Raw genomic sequence first — 17,425 nt, 5'->3', positions numbered from 1 at the left:
TAAAGCGAAAACTCCTTATATTAAGGGGTTTTTCTGTTTTATTTCAAATGATTTATATCAATAAATGAACGAGTGGTATAAAATGGAATCAGGTGCTGAACTGTCAATTCAGGTACCTATGTAACCAATCACGAAACTAATCTGAGAGGTGGCTTCCGAATGTACAAAGAAGTGATACGCGTTGAGGACATCACAGGGTTCCAGTCCAGATCCGAAGAGTTTTTTCCACTTCACTGGTTTCGAAAAATGCTGTCCGAACATCCTGTGTATTATCACGAAGATACAGACACCTGGAATGTGTTCAGATACGATGATGTGAAGCAGGTCCTGAGTAATCATACCTATTTTTCGGCTGAAGGAACTCGAACAACCATTGCGGTTGGAGCGAAGAACAACGAAGGCACACCTCCGGACAAATTAAATATCTCAAGTATCGATCCTCCCCGTCATCAAAAAAGTCGTTCGTTGTTGTCCGCTGCTTTTACACCCCGTAGTCTGAAAAACTGGGAGCCACGCATTCGCAACATTGCGCAGCAGCTGGTAGCCGATATTGAGCCGAATACGACCATTGATATTGTTCAAGCGTTGGCTGCTCCGCTGCCTTCGATGGTTATGGCTGACCTGCTCGGCATCCCTCTCACAGACAGTCACCGCTTCAAGAACTGGGTAGATATTCTGTTTCAACCCACCAATCCGAAGACTGCTGAAGAGAGTGAACTGAAAAAGCAGACTGCAGCGCAAGAGTATTATCAATTCCTGTACCCTATTGTGGTTCATAAACGGTCCCATCCTGGTGAGGATATCATTACGGATCTGTTGAATGTTGATGTGGAGGGTGAGAAGTTCACGGAGGATGAGGTTGTTCGCACGACCATGCTTCTGCTCGGAGCCGGTATTGAGACTACTAGCCATATGGTTTCAAATACGTTCTATTCCTTCCTGTATGATGACCCGAGTCTGTATGATCAACTAAGACAGAATCCCGAGTTAGTTCCACTCGCAGTCGAGGAAATGCTTCGTTATCGGTTTCATAATGCCAAGCGGCATCGGACAGTGAAGCAGGATAATCAACTGCTCGGAGTAGATTTGAAAAAAGGAGATGTTGTCATCTCCTGGATGAGTGCAGCCAATATGGACGAGCAGATGTTTGAAGACCCGTTTGAGCTAAACATTCATCGTCGGAATAACAAAAAACATCTTACCTTTGGCAATGGCCCACACTTTTGTCTGGGTGCCCCGCTGGCAAGAATGGAACTCAGCATTGTCTTGACTGCATTTGTGGAGAAGATCGCTCGGATCGAACCGGTGCAATCCTTTGATCTGGAGAATAATCTGGCCACTTCAGCTCCGGGACAGTCGTTGACCCATCTGCCAGTGAAGATCGTTGGGTAGAGGGAAAGGTTCATACGGGATACAACCTAAAAAGCGGCAGATCAGACGTAAACGTCTTGATCTGCCGCTTTGTTATGGAAGCAATTATGAGGCTGAATACCTTAATTCGAATTCATGGAAACTTTTTGTCTAACAACCTGTTTGATTTCTTCCTCTTTCGCTTGTTTGGTACGTTTGATAAAGAAGGAAAGAACCAATCCCACAACCGCGATCCCGATGATCACGACATAAGCATCATTGATACCCTGGATCATGGATTCTGTGGCAAGCTGTTGTTGACTGAGACCATTGGCTGCACCAGTCGCTATCATATCTTGTACGTGTGTTGTTGTACGGGAGGTCATGACACTCACGAGCAATGAAGTACCTACAGCACCAGCAACTTGTCTCACGGTGTTGGAGATGGCTGTACCATGTGCACCGAGTCTTGGTGGCAGTTGGTTAAGCCCCGCAGTTTGAATCGGCATCATGAGCAAAGCCATACCAATTCGGCGGCCAGTTGACATTAATACCAGGTAACCATAACTGGTTGAATCCGTTAAGTCAATGAAACCAATTGTCGTCACGATGGTGATCACCATCCCAATAACAGCCAGCCATTTGGCTCCAAATCGGTCAAACAATTTTCCCGCTACAGGCATTAGGAAGCCCATGACAAGGGCACCTGGAAGAAGTAATAATCCGGACTCCAGTGCAGTGTAACCACGTGCGTTCTGGAGGTACAAGGGAAGCAACATCATGTCAGCATACATGATCATCGTAATCGCGATACTGATGACCGTGGTCAAGGAGAACATGTTGTACTTGAAAGCCCGCAGATCAAGCAGGGGAGTATCTGAAGCGAGCTGACGCCATGTGAACAGCGCAAGAGAAACAATACCAGCAGCAATACAGATAAGGACTTCTGCACTTGACCATCCCAGACTTCCTGCTCTGCTGAAGCCATACAGCAATGCGCCGAAGCCGATGGTGGATAGTACAACACTCATCGTGTCGAACTTCGTGCTGACCCGTTCGGATACATTCTTCAGGTATACAAACGCAAAGGCAATGACAATAAGAGTTAATGGAATCATGCCGTAGAACATCGTTTGCCAAGAGTAGTTCTCCAGAATATAACCGGCAAGGGTAGGCCCAATTGCAGGAGCGAAAATGATGGCAAAACCAACCATACCCATTGCAGATCCTCGTTTTTCAGGAGCAAACAAGGTCAAAATAACGTTCATCAAGAGCGGCATGATAATGCCGGCGCCCGCTGCTTGAATCATGCGTCCTGTCAGCAATGTACCGAAATTGCTTGCAAGAGCGGATACGATGGTACCAATCAGGAAAATAAACATGGAAGCTTGGAATAATTGCTTGGTTGAAAAGCGTTGCATGAAGTATGCCGTGATGGGGATCAGCACCCCGTTCACCAGCATGTAACCTGTCGTTAACCACTGTGCTGTTGCGGCGGAGATATTAAAATCACCCATCAGCTCCGGTGTAGCAACACTCATGATCGTTTGATTCAACGTTGCAAGGAAGGCTCCCAAAATCATGATAAACAGGATGGGGCCTTTCTTTACGGTTAATTCATCTTGTACTCTAGCCTGACTCAATCCTTTTCATCCTTTCAATCCACGCGTGACTAAATTTACAACGTGTTGTATAGTTTACATTGTATTTATTGAATTATATACATATTCGGACAGATTACAATTTACGTTATGATGTGTTTTCGTTGTTTATTTTACAAAAAAATCGAATTCGTTGTTTAAATGAAGAATAAACGACTGTTTGTTTAAAATTGTAATGTTTAAAATTTGAAGGAGGGATACACGTGAAAGAAGAGAAGAAATCAGCCGTGGACCCAAGAATATTGCGAACGCGCCAGTTAATTCGAGGTGCATTTGTTGAATTGCTGCAGGAAATGGATATTGAAAAATTGTCAGTAAACAAAATTGCCGAACGAGCGACGATCAATCGGGTAACCTTCTACCTGCACTATCGCGATATTACGGATATGATGGAGAAGATGGCTGACGAGATGATCGAGCATATTGAACGAATCGTGGACGAATATGCCCCTCATTTTGAGAAGCAAAGGACGGAAGAGGCTTGGCCTGTTCTGGTCAAGTTACTGGAGCATTTTGCAGAGAACGCCTCGTTCTATCAGGTGGTACTTGCCACGAAGCGCACACCGATTTTTACCGAACGACTGCTCAAATTGCTGAGTACGCTGGTCAAAGCTAAAATTGATCGGGTGGAGATGGAGGATGAACTTGAAGAATCCGGCATTCACAAGGAGATTGCAATCTGGTACGGTTCTTCCGCCCTGATTGGTACCATCGTCGCCTGGCTGCGCAACGACATGCCTTATTCCCCGCATTTTCTGGCGAAACAATTCTCGTTGATTCGCTCGTACTCATATAATGACCTGATATAATCATGCTACAATTGCACCTAACGTTAATAGAGGAGGAATAATGAATGAAATATAGTGCAGAACGTATCTATGTGAGATTTTGGAATGTGGAAGATGCGTCATTACTTCTGGATCTACAGGTTCGCAATCGTGCGGAAATTGAGAATATATCAGCGAGTAATCGGGACGAGTCTTTTTATAGTTTGGAAGGACAAAGGTCACTCATTGAGAGCTGGGACAAGAAAAGAGAAGACGGGAAACGATTTTCCTTCGGTATTTTTCTGAATACAACGGATGAACTCGTCGGTGAGATTTCAGTGTTCGAGATCATATTGGATTCTACCCCAAAATGGATCGTTGGTTATGTGACCGATATTCTGCATCAAGGAAAAGGATATATGAGCGAAGCCTTGCAATGTGTGCTGGAATTTGCCAAACACGAAACTGAAATTACTCGAATTGAAGCTGGCGCTGTACCCGATAATACAGGTTCCATTCGTGTCCTTCAAAAAGCAGGATTCAAGGAGAATGGGTCACAGCCTGTACCAATCCAGGGAACGTTGAAAGAACATACGATGTTTGCTGTGGACTTATTATAAGTAGGATATTTTACTATTTACTTTATAAGTTGAACTATATTTAAACGTAACGGAGAGGACAGAAAAAATCTATGGCTACTATACTCGTTGCTGACGACGATGCGAATATTCGCGAACTTGTCTGTTTATTTCTCAAAAATGATGGGTTCACCACAGTGGAAGCTGCGGATGGTAAGGAAGCTCTCACTTTGTATGGTGAAACGACAGTTGATCTGGTTGTGCTTGATATTATGATGCCTGTCATGGACGGCTGGGCACTGTGCAAGGAACTCCGAAGAGCCAATCCCGACCTCCCATTACTCATGTTGACGGCGAGAGGAGAGACTTGGGAAAAGGTGAAAGGGTTCGAACTGGGTACGGATGATTATTTGACCAAACCGTTCGATCCATTAGAGTTGACCGCTCGTGTCCGAGCATTACTCAAACGATACAAAATTGGCTCCACACATACAATTCAGTTTGGTAATGTTATTCTGGACCGTCAGACGTATAAGGTAATGAGAGGCGCGGAGTCGCTTACGTTACCACTTAAGGAGTTTGAACTTCTGTATAAACTTGCTGGAACACCAGGCCAAGTCTATACACGTGAGCAATTGATCGATCAGATATGGGGTATTGATTACGCGGGAGATGATCGAACAATAGACGTACATATTAAACGCCTGCGCGAACGATTCGCAACTACACCTGATTTTCGGATTGAAACGGTGCGTGGGCTGGGGTACAGACTTGAGGTCTATGAATGATCCGATCCATATATATTCGTGTGGTCCTGACCTTTTTGGGGTCTGTTATCGCTGGTACGATCATTTCATTTTTTGTGTCTACCTGGATATTTGAAGAAAAATTAAACGAAAACGCTCAAATTAACCTAAGAAACTTCGGACAAGACGTTGTGCAGATCTATAAGGCCCTCCCCGTGAGTGAAGCGGACTTGTACGTCAGTGGAATGAAACAGCTCAGCTCCTATCATATTCGAATTTACGAACCTTCGGGTGAGTTCAAGACTTACGGAAAACTTAACGGACATAAGTCTGCTGCTGTGACGAGCGAGCAACTGAAGAAAGTGTTAGATGGGGGCGTTGTTCAAGAAACAACGAGTGGGATTGCTACAGGGTTCTTAGGGTTACCGTTGAAAACGGAGACGGGAACGAAAGGGATATTTTTGGAAACACTCGCGCCACCTTCAACCTCTTTTGTGATCAAGTGGGGCTTAATCTTTGCAAGCTGTTCGTTGATTGCAGGAAGTTTGTTAATTCTCGTTGCCTCTGTATATCTGGTGAGACCGATCAAGAAATTGACCAAAGCAACCAAGCGGATTGCAGCTGGAGATTTCAATGTCAAACTGAATATTAAGCAAACGACTGAGATTGGCACGTTGGCCCGCAGCTTTGAAGAAATGATGCATGATCTGAAGCAGTTGGAGCAGATGCGCAGGGAATTCGTTACGAATGTTTCGCACGAGGTTCAGTCTCCGCTCACCTCGATATCCGGTTACGCTTCAGCACTGAAGCAAGTCAACCTCTCGGAACAAGAACGAAACCGTTACCTGGATATTATCATCTCTGAAGCGAAACGAATGTCCAAAATGAGCGATAGCCTGCTCAAACTGAGTTTACTTGAATCGCAGTCCCAGCAACTACGGCTCAACACCTTAAGCCTTGATGAACAGATCAGGCGGGTCATCGTGGCACTTCAGCCGCAATGGTCCGGGCGTAACATTCATTTCGAGCTTGATTTGGAGAACGTTAAGGTAACGGCTGACCACGATCAGTTAAATCAGGTATGGACGAACATTCTCGGAAATAGCATCAAGTTCTCCAAGGATGGCGGTATGATTAAAGTCAGCATGGAAGAGGATTTCAAAAATGTGACTGTTCGAATATCCGACACGGGCATTGGTATTCCCCTGGAAGACCAGAAGCGTATATTCGAGCGCTTTTTCAAGGCAGATCGTTCCCACAGTCGTAAATACGACGGGAGTGGTATGGGACTAGCAATCGTTAAACAGATCGTATCACTTCATCAGGGTGACATCCGAGTGGAAAGCGAACCTGGTCAAGGCACGACCTTTATAATCACGTTGCCCATCCATCCACCAACGGATAGTTAGGCTCACAGGACAGGTGAATGAATAGAATATCCTTCGAAGCATCTAAACCAAATTCTCATGCCATGAGTAACATGCAAGCTTCCTTGTATGTTACTCATGGCATTTTTTTGCTTGTTCATATTCCGTTCATATTGTGGTCATTGGGAGTACATCTTTGTTGATTAGGCTTGCATTAGCGGTTTGATATGTCAAAAAAAATGAGGATAGGGGCAGATGAATGTGAGTCAACAGGCAGACAAAAAAATACAGAGTAAAGGCAAAACAAAGAAAGTGTTAAACATTTTGTTTAAAGTACTATGCGCAATCATTATAGCAATTCTACTTTTTGTAGCTATCGTATATACCGTTAACCAAATCAGTACTCATTCGGAGCAAAAAAGAATGGAGCCGTATGGTCAACATGTGTCTGTAGACGGGAATAATATGAATGTGTTCATTCAAGGCGAAGGTGAGGAAACGATTGTGCTTCTGCCTGGTTTTGGAACAGCGGCGCCAGCGCTTGATTTTAAGCCCCTTATTTCTGAGTTATCTCCATATTATAAAGTCGTCGTCGTTGAGCCCTTTGGTTACGGATTGAGCGATCAGACCGAAAAGGAACGCAGTACAGCGAATATCGTCAGTGAAATTCATGAAGCGTTACAGCGTCTACATATTGATCGTTATATCCTCATGGGTCATTCCATTTCGGGAATCTATAGTCTGGAGTATGTGAACAAATATGCCAATGAAGTAAGTGCATTTGTCGGGCTGGATAGCAGTGTGCCAGCGATAAGTGAACAGAAGATTGATTCGTCAGATACACAACCGATTAAATGGTTCCGTAACTTAGGTTTCGCCCGAATACAATTGAAACTGAGTGCGGACCCTTATGATGGACTGCCTTATGATGAGCAAACGAAAGAACAATTGAACATTCTGATTCGAAAAAATATGTATAATACCACGCAATTAAATGAGGCAGAGAGTATGTATTCCAACTTCAAAGCAGCTGAACAACTAACGTTCCCTGTTAATCTTCCTGTTCTGTTCTTTGTTCAAAAGAATCATCCGGCAGCGGACAATTGGGTTCCCGAACACGAGAAACTAATAGAGAACTCCGAACATGGAGAAATAGTGTTGTTGGAAGCAAATCATTATTTGTATCGTTCCCATGCCAAAGATATTGCTGAAAAATTCAGGGGATTTATGACACAACAGTAAATATTAATGAATTGGCTTGTTCATATTCAGTTCATATTGACGTCACGGGCAGTACATTTTCATTGGATAAAATTTCATTAGCAGCAATGAAGCAAAGAATAGATCAAGGGGCAAAAAGAAAGATCCGCAGAGAACATCGTAAGTGAAGTTCATGAAGCTCTACAGCAACATGATTAATCCGGCCGTTGCCGTGATGAGAGAGAGGCATTCCAATGAGATTATTTGAAATACTTTTAGTTCTATCCTGTTTCGCTTTACTCGTAGACCTACTATTTATTAAAAGAAGTACAAAGAAAACAGGCTTGGGTTTGGGTATAGGGAGTAGCGTTATACTCGTAGTTCAATTGTTGGTTGAGGGATATAGATGGCAGTTGCTTGTGGTATATATCATGACGGCTCTATTCATCATCATCGTTTTATTCAGACATTCCGACAAGATGATAAATCTTAAAATAGGGAAGTTCTTGAAATATAGTTTATCTTCCTTAATCGTTATTCTGCTTGTTGGTTCTACCGTCTTGTCTGTATACTTACCTGTTTTTAATCTGCCGAAGCTTGATGGTCCAGAGAAGGTGGGTACTCAAACATTTCATTTAACGGACCAGAACAGAGACGAAATCTTCACTGAAGATCAAAGCGATAAGAGAGAACTAATGGTTCAAGTTTGGTACCCAACTGAAAACAGCAATAACAACAAGCGTGACACGCTGTTTCCAAATAATAAAGAAATGTTCAAAAAGTATATTCAGAGCTTCTCTAATTCTTTAAAACTGCCCGAATTTTTGCTCGACTACTTGAAGTATAGTCAAACCAACTCTTATGAAAATGTTGAAATATTACCTTCTGCAAGTCCTTATCCCGTGGTACTGCTATCTCATGGTATGGGAACCAGTAGAGTTCTACATGCATCACAGGCCGAGAATCTGGCCAGTCATGGGTATATCGTGGTCACAATCGATCACACGTATAACACCTTTGCTACCCTTTTCCCAGATGGCCGTGTAACGGATTATAAAAAAAGTACGACTACACTAGATGAACGTACAAAAACAGGGAATATATGGACCGAAGACGTGAAATTTGTAATCGATCAAATCGAAAAGCTGAATTCAGGTGCAATCGAAAGTCAGTTTAAAGGGAAAATCGATCTAGATCACATCGGCGCGATGGGGCATTCTTTTGGGGGTGCAACCGCGTTTAATGCAACGTATTTAGATCAGAGAATCAAGGCCGGGGTTAATATGGATGGCTCACTATATGAAGTGGAAAATAGAGATGATATAAACAAGCCGTTTATGTTCATCCGATCGGGAAGTTTTGAAGACTGGTTCGCCAACTTTGAAATGGACAGAAATTCGGATGACGAAGTAACTAAATCTCTTTCAGATGAGCTGCACATTATGAAAAATGTGATCAATCAGGGTGGAAGTGTGATTTATATAGAAGGAACCCAGCACTTCAATTTCACGGACCTTCAATTCTATTCGGAGCTGGTTAAACTGTCCGGGATCACAGGAGACATCAATGGTAAAAGAGGATCAAAAATCGTAAACGAATATGTACTCGATTTCTTTAACAAGCAACTGAAAGGAACGGGTGGAGATCTGATTCAGGGACCAAACGACTTGTATCCGGAGGTGAAATTTGTAGACCCAGAAGAGCTCTAATCAACCAAAACAAACATGTAAACTCAGGAGATGATGTGAATGGGACGACAAAAGGGAAAACGAACTTCAATCACCGCCTTAACTCTGGTGTTAACGATGTTAGCTCCAATGTCAGTCATAGCCGCACCAGCTACGAGTAAAAACAGCGAACTGACGTATGAACCAACCAAGAAAATAGTAGCGGAGAAAGCCAAGTTACTTACCGAGAAGCATGGAATCACAAGCCTGCAATATGCCCTTATGGATGGTGGCGAGATTGTGGTGTCTGGTCAGACAGGTAAGAACGATTTAAAGGATAAGGTGCCGCTTACTTCCAATACAATCTATGGCATAGGGTCAACCAGCAAAATGTTTCTTACAGCCGCTGTGATGAAGCTTGTTGACCAGGGGAAGATTGAGTTGGATCTGCCTGTTGTGAACTATTTACCTGATTTTAAGATGAAAGATCATCGCTACACACAAATCACACCACGCATGCTGTTGAATCATTCTTCCGGTCTCCTGGGCAGTACGGGCAGCAATGCCACATTGTACGGGGACAATGATACGTATTCACATGATACGTTTCTGGAGCAATTGGCGAATCAAAACCTGAAGGCTAGTCCTGGTGCATACTCGGTGTATAGTAACGATGGTTTTACGTTGGCCGAGATTATGGTTGAACGTGTCAGCGGCCTGAGCTTTACGGCTTTTATACACCATTATATTACGGAACCTCTGGACATGAAGCATACCAAAACACCACAGGATGTGGTCGACTCGGCAGACATGGCGGGAATCTATTCTCCTTTGGTTGAAGGCCAGCTTCCACAAGAGAATTATAATATCATCGCTACTGGGGGCATTTATTCTACTGCTGAAGATCTTTTGAAATTTTCACAAATCTTCACGGGAGAGGTCGAAGGTATTCTTTCCAGTGAGTCGGTAGAAGCCATGGCGCAAGAAGAGTACAAAAGAGGCATGTGGCCGGAGGATAGCGATACGTCTATATCTTACGGTTTAGGGTGGGATAGTGTAAATCTGTACCCATTCAGTGAATACGGTATCAAGGCCGTTACCAAAGGTGGAGATACGATATCGTATCACTCATCATTAATCGTACTGCCGGAATACAATCTGGCTGCAGCTGTTACCTCATCGGGTGGGACAAGTGCCAAAGATCAGTTCATTGCGAGTGAATTATTACTCAGCGCACTTGAGGAAAAGGGTATTATTACAGAACGGAAGCCGGAAAAATCATTTGGCGTGCCAGTGAAGGCGGATATGCCTAAAGAACTATCCACGTATGCCGGCATATATGGTGCCAATAATTCGGTGAAGAAGATCGAAATGAATCATGCTGGACAACTGACTGTATCCTCACTTACAGCTTCGAGTAATCCGGCCCAAGAATACACCTACACAGCGGATGGTACTTTTGTTAACGATGCAGGCACAGAAAAGTTGAGATTTGTTACGGAGCAGAATGGAAGTACGTATCTGTGGTCTCGATCTTATATATCCTTGCCAGGGCTTGGACAGTTGGCTTTCTCCGAATATACGGCGGAGAAGCTGGAAACGAATGAATTATCCGAAGATATTACCGCCTCATGGGAGCAGCGTGAAGGTAAGAAATATTACGTGGTCAATCAGAAATATACATCAACGGTATATCTCCATTCATCACCAATTCTCTCTTTTCATATGAACGAAGAGATTCCAGGGTATATGTCCAATAGTAAGATTATTGGAGCCAACAAAGCAGTCACTGAGCTGCAAATCCCTGGCATGGCTGGGCGTGATTCAAAAGAGATTTATTTTGCTGAAAAGAACGGAGTTGAGTACATCACAGCGGTAGGAAGCGTATATGCCAGTGAGGAACTTGTACAAGCACTCTATTCGGGCAAACAATCTGTAACTACGATTCAAGCAGACGGTTATGCTAAATGGTTTTCGATACCCGCAACGGTGAAAGGAAAAATCATGACGGTGAAAATGCCTGTACATGGAGCCTTTGCCGTATATGATCAAAAGGGTGTTTGTATTAATCACACCGTGGTCAGCGGTAAGAATGAGGTTGTCTTACCAGAAAACGGCCGCATTGTATTTGCAGGTGACGTTGATTCCACATTTGAAATTTCATTGAAATAGACGAAGTCTGTATCCTCTTTAAGTGTCAACTTAAAGGGGATATTTTTATGGCGAAAAAAAGGAAGGATCAAGGATCGTGAATCATGATGTACTCAAATTATTTTGCCTGTTCATATTCGGTTCATATAGACGTCACGAGCAGTACATTTATATTCGTTAAGCTTATTATAACACCAAAGCAAGAAACTCTAATAAAGAGATACTGACAGGAGAAGATGCGAATGATACAACAAGAGAAAATGAACGTGGTCAAGAGAACAGTCAAAAAACGAACTTCAATTGCAGCTTTAACTCTAGTATTAACCATGTTAGCCCCACTATCTGCAATGGCCACACCGGCTACCACGAATAACAACAGTAACCTTACGTATGAGACAACCAAGAAAACCGTGATTGAAAAAGCCAAATTACTGACCGAGACGTACGGTACCACCAGTCTGCAATATGCGCTAATCGATGGTGGAGAGATTGTGGTGTCCGGTCAAACGGGCAAGAACGATATAAACGATAAGCCAGCTCTTACTTCGAACACGATCTATGGCATTGGTTCCACCAGTAAAATGATGCTTACAGCCGCTGTAATGAAGCTGGTTGACGAAGGCAAGATCGATTTGGATGTGCCTGTTGTGAACTATATGCCTGACTTTACAATGAAAGATAACCGATACAAACAGATTACACCCCGTATGTTGCTGAATCATTCCTCCGGTCTTCTGGGCAGTTCATTCAACAATGCTACCTTGTACGGAGATAATGACACGTATTCACATGATACATTACTGGAGCAACTGGCGAGTCAAACCCTGAAGGCAGATCCGGGCGCATACTCCGTCTACAGCAACGATGGCTTTACATTAGCCGAGATTTTGGTCGAAAGAGTTAGTGGCATAGGTTATACCGCATTTATACACAAGTATTTTACGGAGCCTCTGGATATGAAGCATACCAAAACACCACAGGACGTGGTTAACCCGGCAGAGATGGCGGGAGTCTATTCCCCTTTTTATGAGGGACAACTTCCAAAAGAGAATTATAATATCATCGGTACTGGAGGTCTGTATTCCACCGCTGAAGATCTGGTCAAATTCTCACGAATCTTCACGGGAGAGGTCAATGGCATTCTTTCCAGTAAGTCTGTACAAGCTATGGAGCAAGAAGAGTATAAAAGAGGCATGTGGCCAGAGGATAGCGATACGCTTATGTCTTACGGGTTAGGGTGGGATAGTGTGAACTTGTTCCCATTCAATGAATACGGCATAAAGGCTGTTATGAAAGGTGGAGATACGTTATCTTATCAGTCTTCATTAACGGTACTCCCGGAACACAACATGGCTGCAGCCGTTATCTCTTCGGGTGGGTCGAGCTTAACTAATCAATTCATTGCGAATGAATTATTACTCAGCGCACTTGAGGAAAAGGGCGTTATTACAGAACGGAAGCCGGAAAAATCATTTGGCGTACCCGTGAAGGCAGAAACGCCTACGGAAATCTCCAAGTTTGCAGGAATATATGGTGGCAATAATTCAGTTACGAAGATCAAAATAAATACGACAGGACAAATGACTGTATCTTCACTTACGGCTCCAAGTAATCCGTCTCAAGAATACACCTATACAGCAGATGGTACTTTTGTTAACGACGATGGTTCAGAAAAGTTGAGATTCGTTGTGGAGAAAAATGGGAGTACCTACCTGTGGTCTCGATCTTATATTTCCGTTCCAGGGCTCGGACAGCTGGCTTTTTCAGAATATAATGCGGAGAAGCTTGAAGCTAATGAATTATCCAAGGAGATTAACACCGCATGGGAAAAGCGCGATGGTAAAAAATATTACCTTGTGAATGAGAAATACACATCCATGGTCTATCTTAATGCTTCATCGATCCTTCCTATTCAGTTGAATCAAGAGAATCCAGGGTATATGTCCAATAATAAGATTATTGGAGCAAACGAAGCAGTTAATCTATTGCAAATTCCGGGTACTGCCGGACGTGATACGATGGACATTCAGTTCTCTAAAAAGGACGGAGGAGAGTATCTTACAGCCTTGGGGTATGTATACGCCAGTGAGGAACTGGTGAGACCTATCTATTCGGGTAAACAATCCGCAACAACGATTCAAGCAGATGGATATGCAAAATGGTTTTCGGTACCAGCTACTGCGAAAGGAAAAGTCATGACAGTGAAGATGCCTGCAAAGGGAGCCTTTGCCGTATATGATCAGACCGGAATTTGTATTAATCACACCGTGGTCAGCGGTAAGAATGAAGTTGTTTTACCAGAAAACGGTCGTATTGTATTTGCAGGTGAGGCTGGCTCCCAATTTGAAATTTCATTAAAGAAGTAAAATGAATGGAGTTCCAAACGGCTGTACAATAAACGGACTCAACAGGAGAGAACCATCATGATGAAAAAAATATTAATCATTCTGCTCAAAATATTCGGTGCCATCGTTATCGCTTTTGCATTATTTATTGCCACTGTTTTTATCGTTAATGTAATTAGCAACAAATCGGAGCAAGGGAAAATAAAGCCTTATGGTCAGTCCGTAGCGGTTGACGGGAAAAACATGAATGTATTAATTCAAGGAAAAGGCGAAGAAACGGTCGTATTACTTCCCGGATATGGAACACCAGCTCCGGCCCTTGATTTTAAACCGCTCATTGATGAGCTATCTCCATTTTACAAAGTCGTCGTCATTGAGCCTTTCGGTTATGGATTAAGTGACGTAACTGAAAAAGAGCGTACCACGGAAAATATGGTTAGTGAAATTCATGAAGCGTTACAGCAGCTTAATATTCATCGTTACACGCTCATGGGTCACTCCATTTCAGGGATTTACGGACTGGACTATGTAAACAAATATCCAAACGAAGTAAGTGCCTTTGTGGGAATTGATAGCAGCGTTCCAACACAGGGAGGGAATGATGATCCATTTCCAACTGAAACCTACAAACTGCTTAAAAAATCAGGATTCTACCGATTGTTAATGAAACTGGCCCCAGATCAACTGATTGCACCCGACGTTGATGATGAAACCAGAGAACAAATTAGAATACTTTCACTTAAAAATACGTTTAATCCTAACAACCTGAATGAAGGCGAAAATTTCGGTCCTAATTTCAAAGCAGCTGAGAACTTGTCCTTCCCCAAAGATCTTCCTGTGATTTTCTTTTTACAAGCGAATGATACGGAAACGGAAGGATGGATTCCCTTGCATGAAGAGCAAGTCAAAGATTCTGTGCATGGAAAAGTGATGACATTCGAGGGAGATCATTATTTGCATCACACCCGTTCCAAAGAAATGGTTCAAGAATATAGGAAGTTTATGAGTGAGATAAAATAGTGTCGCCAACCAAAGAAGTCGCGAAATCGCGGCTTTTTTTGGTTGAAGAGATGATGAACATACAAGCACAGTTTCTTTATTGGAAAATTAAGGTTGACACCCCTAGTCATCGCGTATACAATCGTATACATGAATGCGTTGTATACAAATGTATACACGTAATGGAGGTGGCAAAATGAGAGATCGTGATACGAGTGACAATGAGCAACGTGGTGAACGTGCCAGACGTGGCAGAGGACATGGTGAACATCAGGGAAAACGGGGACATGGTGCGCAAACATTCCGTCGCGGCCGGATTCTTGTATTTCTGGAGCAGATGCAGAATCGAAGAACAACGCTCGCCAGACAACTTGGACAGGAGGAGTACGAACATATTCGCCCGATGATTAGTGGGGAGCTGAAAGCCATTGATCAGGTCATCGACGAGTATATTCACCTTTTCGAGTTGCAAAATGAAGATGTAAGCCCCAATAAGGATCTGGAGAGTGAATAAGTATGATTCGTCGTTTTTTTTCGTATTATCGTCCCTATAAAAAACTGTTTTTAATTGATTTTGGATGTGCTGTTATCGCAGGTTTGCTGGAGCTCGCTTTCCCCCTTGCCGTCAGCAAATTCATTAATGAATTGTTGCCGGGTCAGGATTGGCCTCTCATTATGCTTGCCTGCGTCGTGCTGTTATCCATCTATGCACTTAATACCGTATTGAACTATGTAGTTACATATTGGGGACATATGCTGGGCATTAACATTGAAACCAACATGCGTGAGAAGATGTTCGCTCACTTGCAAAAGCTGTCCTTCCGGTTCTTCGATAATCGCAAAACGGGTCACTTAATTGGTCACCTTACGAATGATCTGAACGATATCGGAGAGGTTGCTCACCATGGACCTGAAGATGTATTCATCGCAGTGATGACATTAATCGGATCGTTCTGGCTGATGGCTAACATTAATCTGGAGCTTGCGCTGCTGACCTTTATCATTATCCCAATCATGGCTTGGGTCATTATCGTATTTGGTGGCCGGATGACGAAGACGTATCGGAGACTCTTCGGAGACGTCGGCAATTTCAATGCGCGCATTGAAGACAACGTTGGTGGCATTCGTGTTGTACAATCGTTCGCCAACGAACAACATGAGAAAGAGCTTTTTGCCGTGGACAATGAGAATTTCCGTAAAACCAAACTGCTTGCCTACAAAACAATGGCGAAAAGTATCTCGGTCAGTTATATGATGATGCGACTGGTTACGGTATTTGTCATGATTAGCGGGGCGTGGTTTTATATCGATGGCAGAATCAATATGGGTGAATTCATGGCCTTCCTGCTTCTGTCCAATATCTTCTTCCGTCCAATCGAGAAAATTAATGCTGTTATCGAAAGTTATCCGAAGGGTATCGCTGGTTTCAAGCGGTATCTGGAGATCATTGATACGGAGCCTGAAATTGCTGATAGCAAAAACGCCGTTGAATTCGAAAGTGTGAAAGGGGATATTCGCTTCGAAAACGTCTCGTTCGGATATGAATCTAGTCGGCGTATTCTGAATGATATCAGTCTGTCCGTTAGACCAGGCGAAACGGTAGCTTTTGTTGGACCTTCGGGTGCAGGAAAGACGACCATCTGCAGCTTGCTGCCAAGATTCTATGAGGTAGAAGAGGGACGCATTACCGTAGATGGTGTGGACATTCGGGACGTTCAGCTTCAATCGTTGCGCAAGCATATCGGAATCGTTCAACAGGATGTATTTTTGTTCTCGGGTACGATTAAGGAGAATATTGCTTATGGTGACCTGCGTGCAACGGACGAACAAATCTGGGATGCCGCCCGTCGTGCCTCGTTGGAGGAATTAATTCTTACGTTGCCAGACGGTATGGATACGGTCATTGGGGAGCGTGGAGTCAAGCTGTCCGGAGGACAAAAGCAACGGTTATCGATTGCTCGTATGTTCCTTAAAAATCCACCCATTCTTATTCTGGATGAGGCAACCTCTGCGCTGGATACGGAAACGGAAGCACTTATCCAGCAATCACTCGCTGAATTGTCGGTGGGCAGAACGACACTCGTGATTGCGCACAGACTAACGACCATCAAGAATGCGGATCGAATCATCGTAGTAAACACAGATGGCATCGCTGAGCAGGGCAACCATGAGGAATTGGTCGCTGCTGGAGGAATATACAGCCGTCTTCATCAGGTGCAATATAGTCACTCTTAATCCATGTAAATTGAACAAAAAAATAATTACACTCGTCACTTCGATGACAGAACAACCTTCCGATCGCTGTTATCCCCAGATTTTTTGATTCCTTCTAGAAAGGGGGAAATCCGGGGATAGCGTATGCTTCCGATGTAGCTTTCTTTCAGAAAGCTTTTAGGCGAACGCTCCGCTTCTTCAGGTTCTTTCTGTCCTCTCCGTTTTGTGTAAATGTTTAGTCAATTTATATAGAAACTTAAGCAGCTGACTAAGTATCTGGATCAAGTATCTAAAATAAGTAAACCTTGCCGCGCATATGCGCGGCTTTTTTTATTGATTGGATATGCTAAGGAAAAGATAATGTTGACAACGTCCACTAA

At 43.3% G+C, this 17,425-nt stretch carries 13 protein-coding genes; 12 read left to right on the top strand and 1 reads right to left on the bottom strand.

Going from position 1 to position 17,425, the window contains the following annotated elements:
* Positions 1-159: 159 nt before the first annotated feature.
* Positions 160-1,392, top strand: a complete 1,233-nt coding sequence (locus HF638_RS07130; RefSeq protein WP_169479565.1) for a cytochrome P450 — start codon at positions 160-162, stop codon at positions 1,390-1,392.
* Between the two features lie 101 nt (positions 1,393-1,493).
* Here HF638_RS07130 and HF638_RS07125 read toward each other — a convergent pair whose 3' ends face one another.
* Positions 1,494-2,933, bottom strand: coding sequence for a DHA2 family efflux MFS transporter permease subunit (locus HF638_RS07125; RefSeq protein WP_169479683.1), 1,440 nt, complete (start codon positions 2,931-2,933; stop codon positions 1,494-1,496).
* Between the two features lie 281 nt (positions 2,934-3,214).
* On the opposite strand from HF638_RS07125, the gene HF638_RS07120 reads away from it, so the two are divergent.
* From HF638_RS07120 to HF638_RS07070, 11 genes are all read left to right on the top strand, one after another.
* The gene (locus tag HF638_RS07120) at positions 3,215-3,820 is read left to right on the top strand and encodes a TetR/AcrR family transcriptional regulator C-terminal domain-containing protein (protein WP_169479564.1); all 606 of its coding nucleotides are present in this window, start codon (positions 3,215-3,217) and stop codon (positions 3,818-3,820) included.
* Positions 3,821-3,864: 44 nt separating this feature from the next.
* On the top strand, positions 3,865-4,398 hold the full coding sequence (locus tag HF638_RS07115) for a GNAT family N-acetyltransferase (RefSeq protein ID WP_169479563.1): 534 nt from the start codon (positions 3,865-3,867) through the stop codon (positions 4,396-4,398).
* Between the two features lie 71 nt (positions 4,399-4,469).
* On the top strand, positions 4,470-5,144 hold the full coding sequence (locus HF638_RS07110; protein WP_169479562.1) for a response regulator transcription factor: 675 nt from the start codon (positions 4,470-4,472) through the stop codon (positions 5,142-5,144).
* A complete protein-coding gene (locus tag HF638_RS07105) occupies positions 5,141-6,511 on the top strand; it encodes a sensor histidine kinase (RefSeq protein WP_169479561.1) in 1,371 nt (456 codons plus the stop codon). The genes HF638_RS07110 and HF638_RS07105 overlap by 4 nt, the downstream gene beginning before the upstream one ends.
* A gap of 213 nt (positions 6,512-6,724) precedes the next feature.
* Positions 6,725-7,711, top strand: coding sequence for an alpha/beta hydrolase (locus HF638_RS07100; RefSeq protein ID WP_169479560.1), 987 nt, complete (start codon positions 6,725-6,727; stop codon positions 7,709-7,711).
* 212 nt (positions 7,712-7,923) lie between these two features.
* On the top strand, positions 7,924-9,378 hold the full coding sequence (locus HF638_RS07095) for an alpha/beta hydrolase family protein (protein WP_169479559.1): 1,455 nt from the start codon (positions 7,924-7,926) through the stop codon (positions 9,376-9,378).
* A 39-nt stretch (positions 9,379-9,417) separates the two neighbouring features.
* Complete coding sequence (locus HF638_RS07090) at positions 9,418-11,508, top strand: serine hydrolase domain-containing protein (protein WP_169479558.1); 2,091 nt, start codon at positions 9,418-9,420, stop codon at positions 11,506-11,508.
* A gap of 221 nt (positions 11,509-11,729) precedes the next feature.
* A complete protein-coding gene (locus HF638_RS07085; protein ID WP_169479557.1) occupies positions 11,730-13,853 on the top strand; it encodes a serine hydrolase domain-containing protein in 2,124 nt (707 codons plus the stop codon).
* A gap of 57 nt (positions 13,854-13,910) precedes the next feature.
* The gene (locus HF638_RS07080; RefSeq protein ID WP_169479556.1) at positions 13,911-14,852 is read left to right on the top strand and encodes an alpha/beta hydrolase; all 942 of its coding nucleotides are present in this window, start codon (positions 13,911-13,913) and stop codon (positions 14,850-14,852) included.
* A gap of 175 nt (positions 14,853-15,027) precedes the next feature.
* Entirely contained in the window at positions 15,028-15,345 is a 318-nt protein-coding gene (locus HF638_RS07075) for a hypothetical protein (RefSeq protein ID WP_248278056.1), read from the top strand.
* Positions 15,346-15,347: 2 nt separating this feature from the next.
* On the top strand, positions 15,348-17,066 hold the full coding sequence (locus tag HF638_RS07070) for an ABC transporter ATP-binding protein (RefSeq protein ID WP_169479554.1): 1,719 nt from the start codon (positions 15,348-15,350) through the stop codon (positions 17,064-17,066).
* Positions 17,067-17,425 lie beyond the last annotated feature (359 nt).

The organism is Paenibacillus sp. SZ31, assembly GCF_012912005.1.
Lineage (GTDB): Bacteria > Bacillota > Bacilli > Paenibacillales > Paenibacillaceae > Paenibacillus.
Note: the sequence above shows the minus strand (reverse complement) of the source record. Positions and strands in the feature narration are given on the sequence as shown.

What these genes read in the sequence shown, in the direction of transcription:
- HF638_RS07080 (WP_169479556.1), top strand. Translation starts at nt 13,911, where the DNA reads ATGATGAAAAAAATATTAATCATTCTGCTCAAAATATTCGGTGCCATC.
- HF638_RS07115 (WP_169479563.1), top strand. Translation starts at nt 3,865, where the DNA reads ATGAAATATAGTGCAGAACGTATCTATGTGAGATTTTGGAATGTGGAA.
- HF638_RS07125 (WP_169479683.1), bottom strand. Translation starts at nt 2,933, where the DNA reads ATGATTTTGGGAGCCTTCCTTGCAACGTTGAATCAAACGATCATGAGT.
- HF638_RS07090 (WP_169479558.1), top strand. Translation starts at nt 9,418, where the DNA reads ATGGGACGACAAAAGGGAAAACGAACTTCAATCACCGCCTTAACTCTG.
- HF638_RS07100 (WP_169479560.1), top strand. Translation starts at nt 6,725, where the DNA reads ATGAATGTGAGTCAACAGGCAGACAAAAAAATACAGAGTAAAGGCAAA.
- HF638_RS07095 (WP_169479559.1), top strand. Translation starts at nt 7,924, where the DNA reads ATGAGATTATTTGAAATACTTTTAGTTCTATCCTGTTTCGCTTTACTC.
- HF638_RS07130 (WP_169479565.1), top strand. Translation starts at nt 160, where the DNA reads ATGTACAAAGAAGTGATACGCGTTGAGGACATCACAGGGTTCCAGTCC.
- HF638_RS07105 (WP_169479561.1), top strand. Translation starts at nt 5,141, where the DNA reads ATGATCCGATCCATATATATTCGTGTGGTCCTGACCTTTTTGGGGTCT.
- HF638_RS07075 (WP_248278056.1), top strand. Translation starts at nt 15,028, where the DNA reads ATGAGAGATCGTGATACGAGTGACAATGAGCAACGTGGTGAACGTGCC.
- HF638_RS07085 (WP_169479557.1), top strand. Translation starts at nt 11,730, where the DNA reads ATGATACAACAAGAGAAAATGAACGTGGTCAAGAGAACAGTCAAAAAA.
- HF638_RS07070 (WP_169479554.1), top strand. Translation starts at nt 15,348, where the DNA reads ATGATTCGTCGTTTTTTTTCGTATTATCGTCCCTATAAAAAACTGTTT.
- HF638_RS07110 (WP_169479562.1), top strand. Translation starts at nt 4,470, where the DNA reads ATGGCTACTATACTCGTTGCTGACGACGATGCGAATATTCGCGAACTT.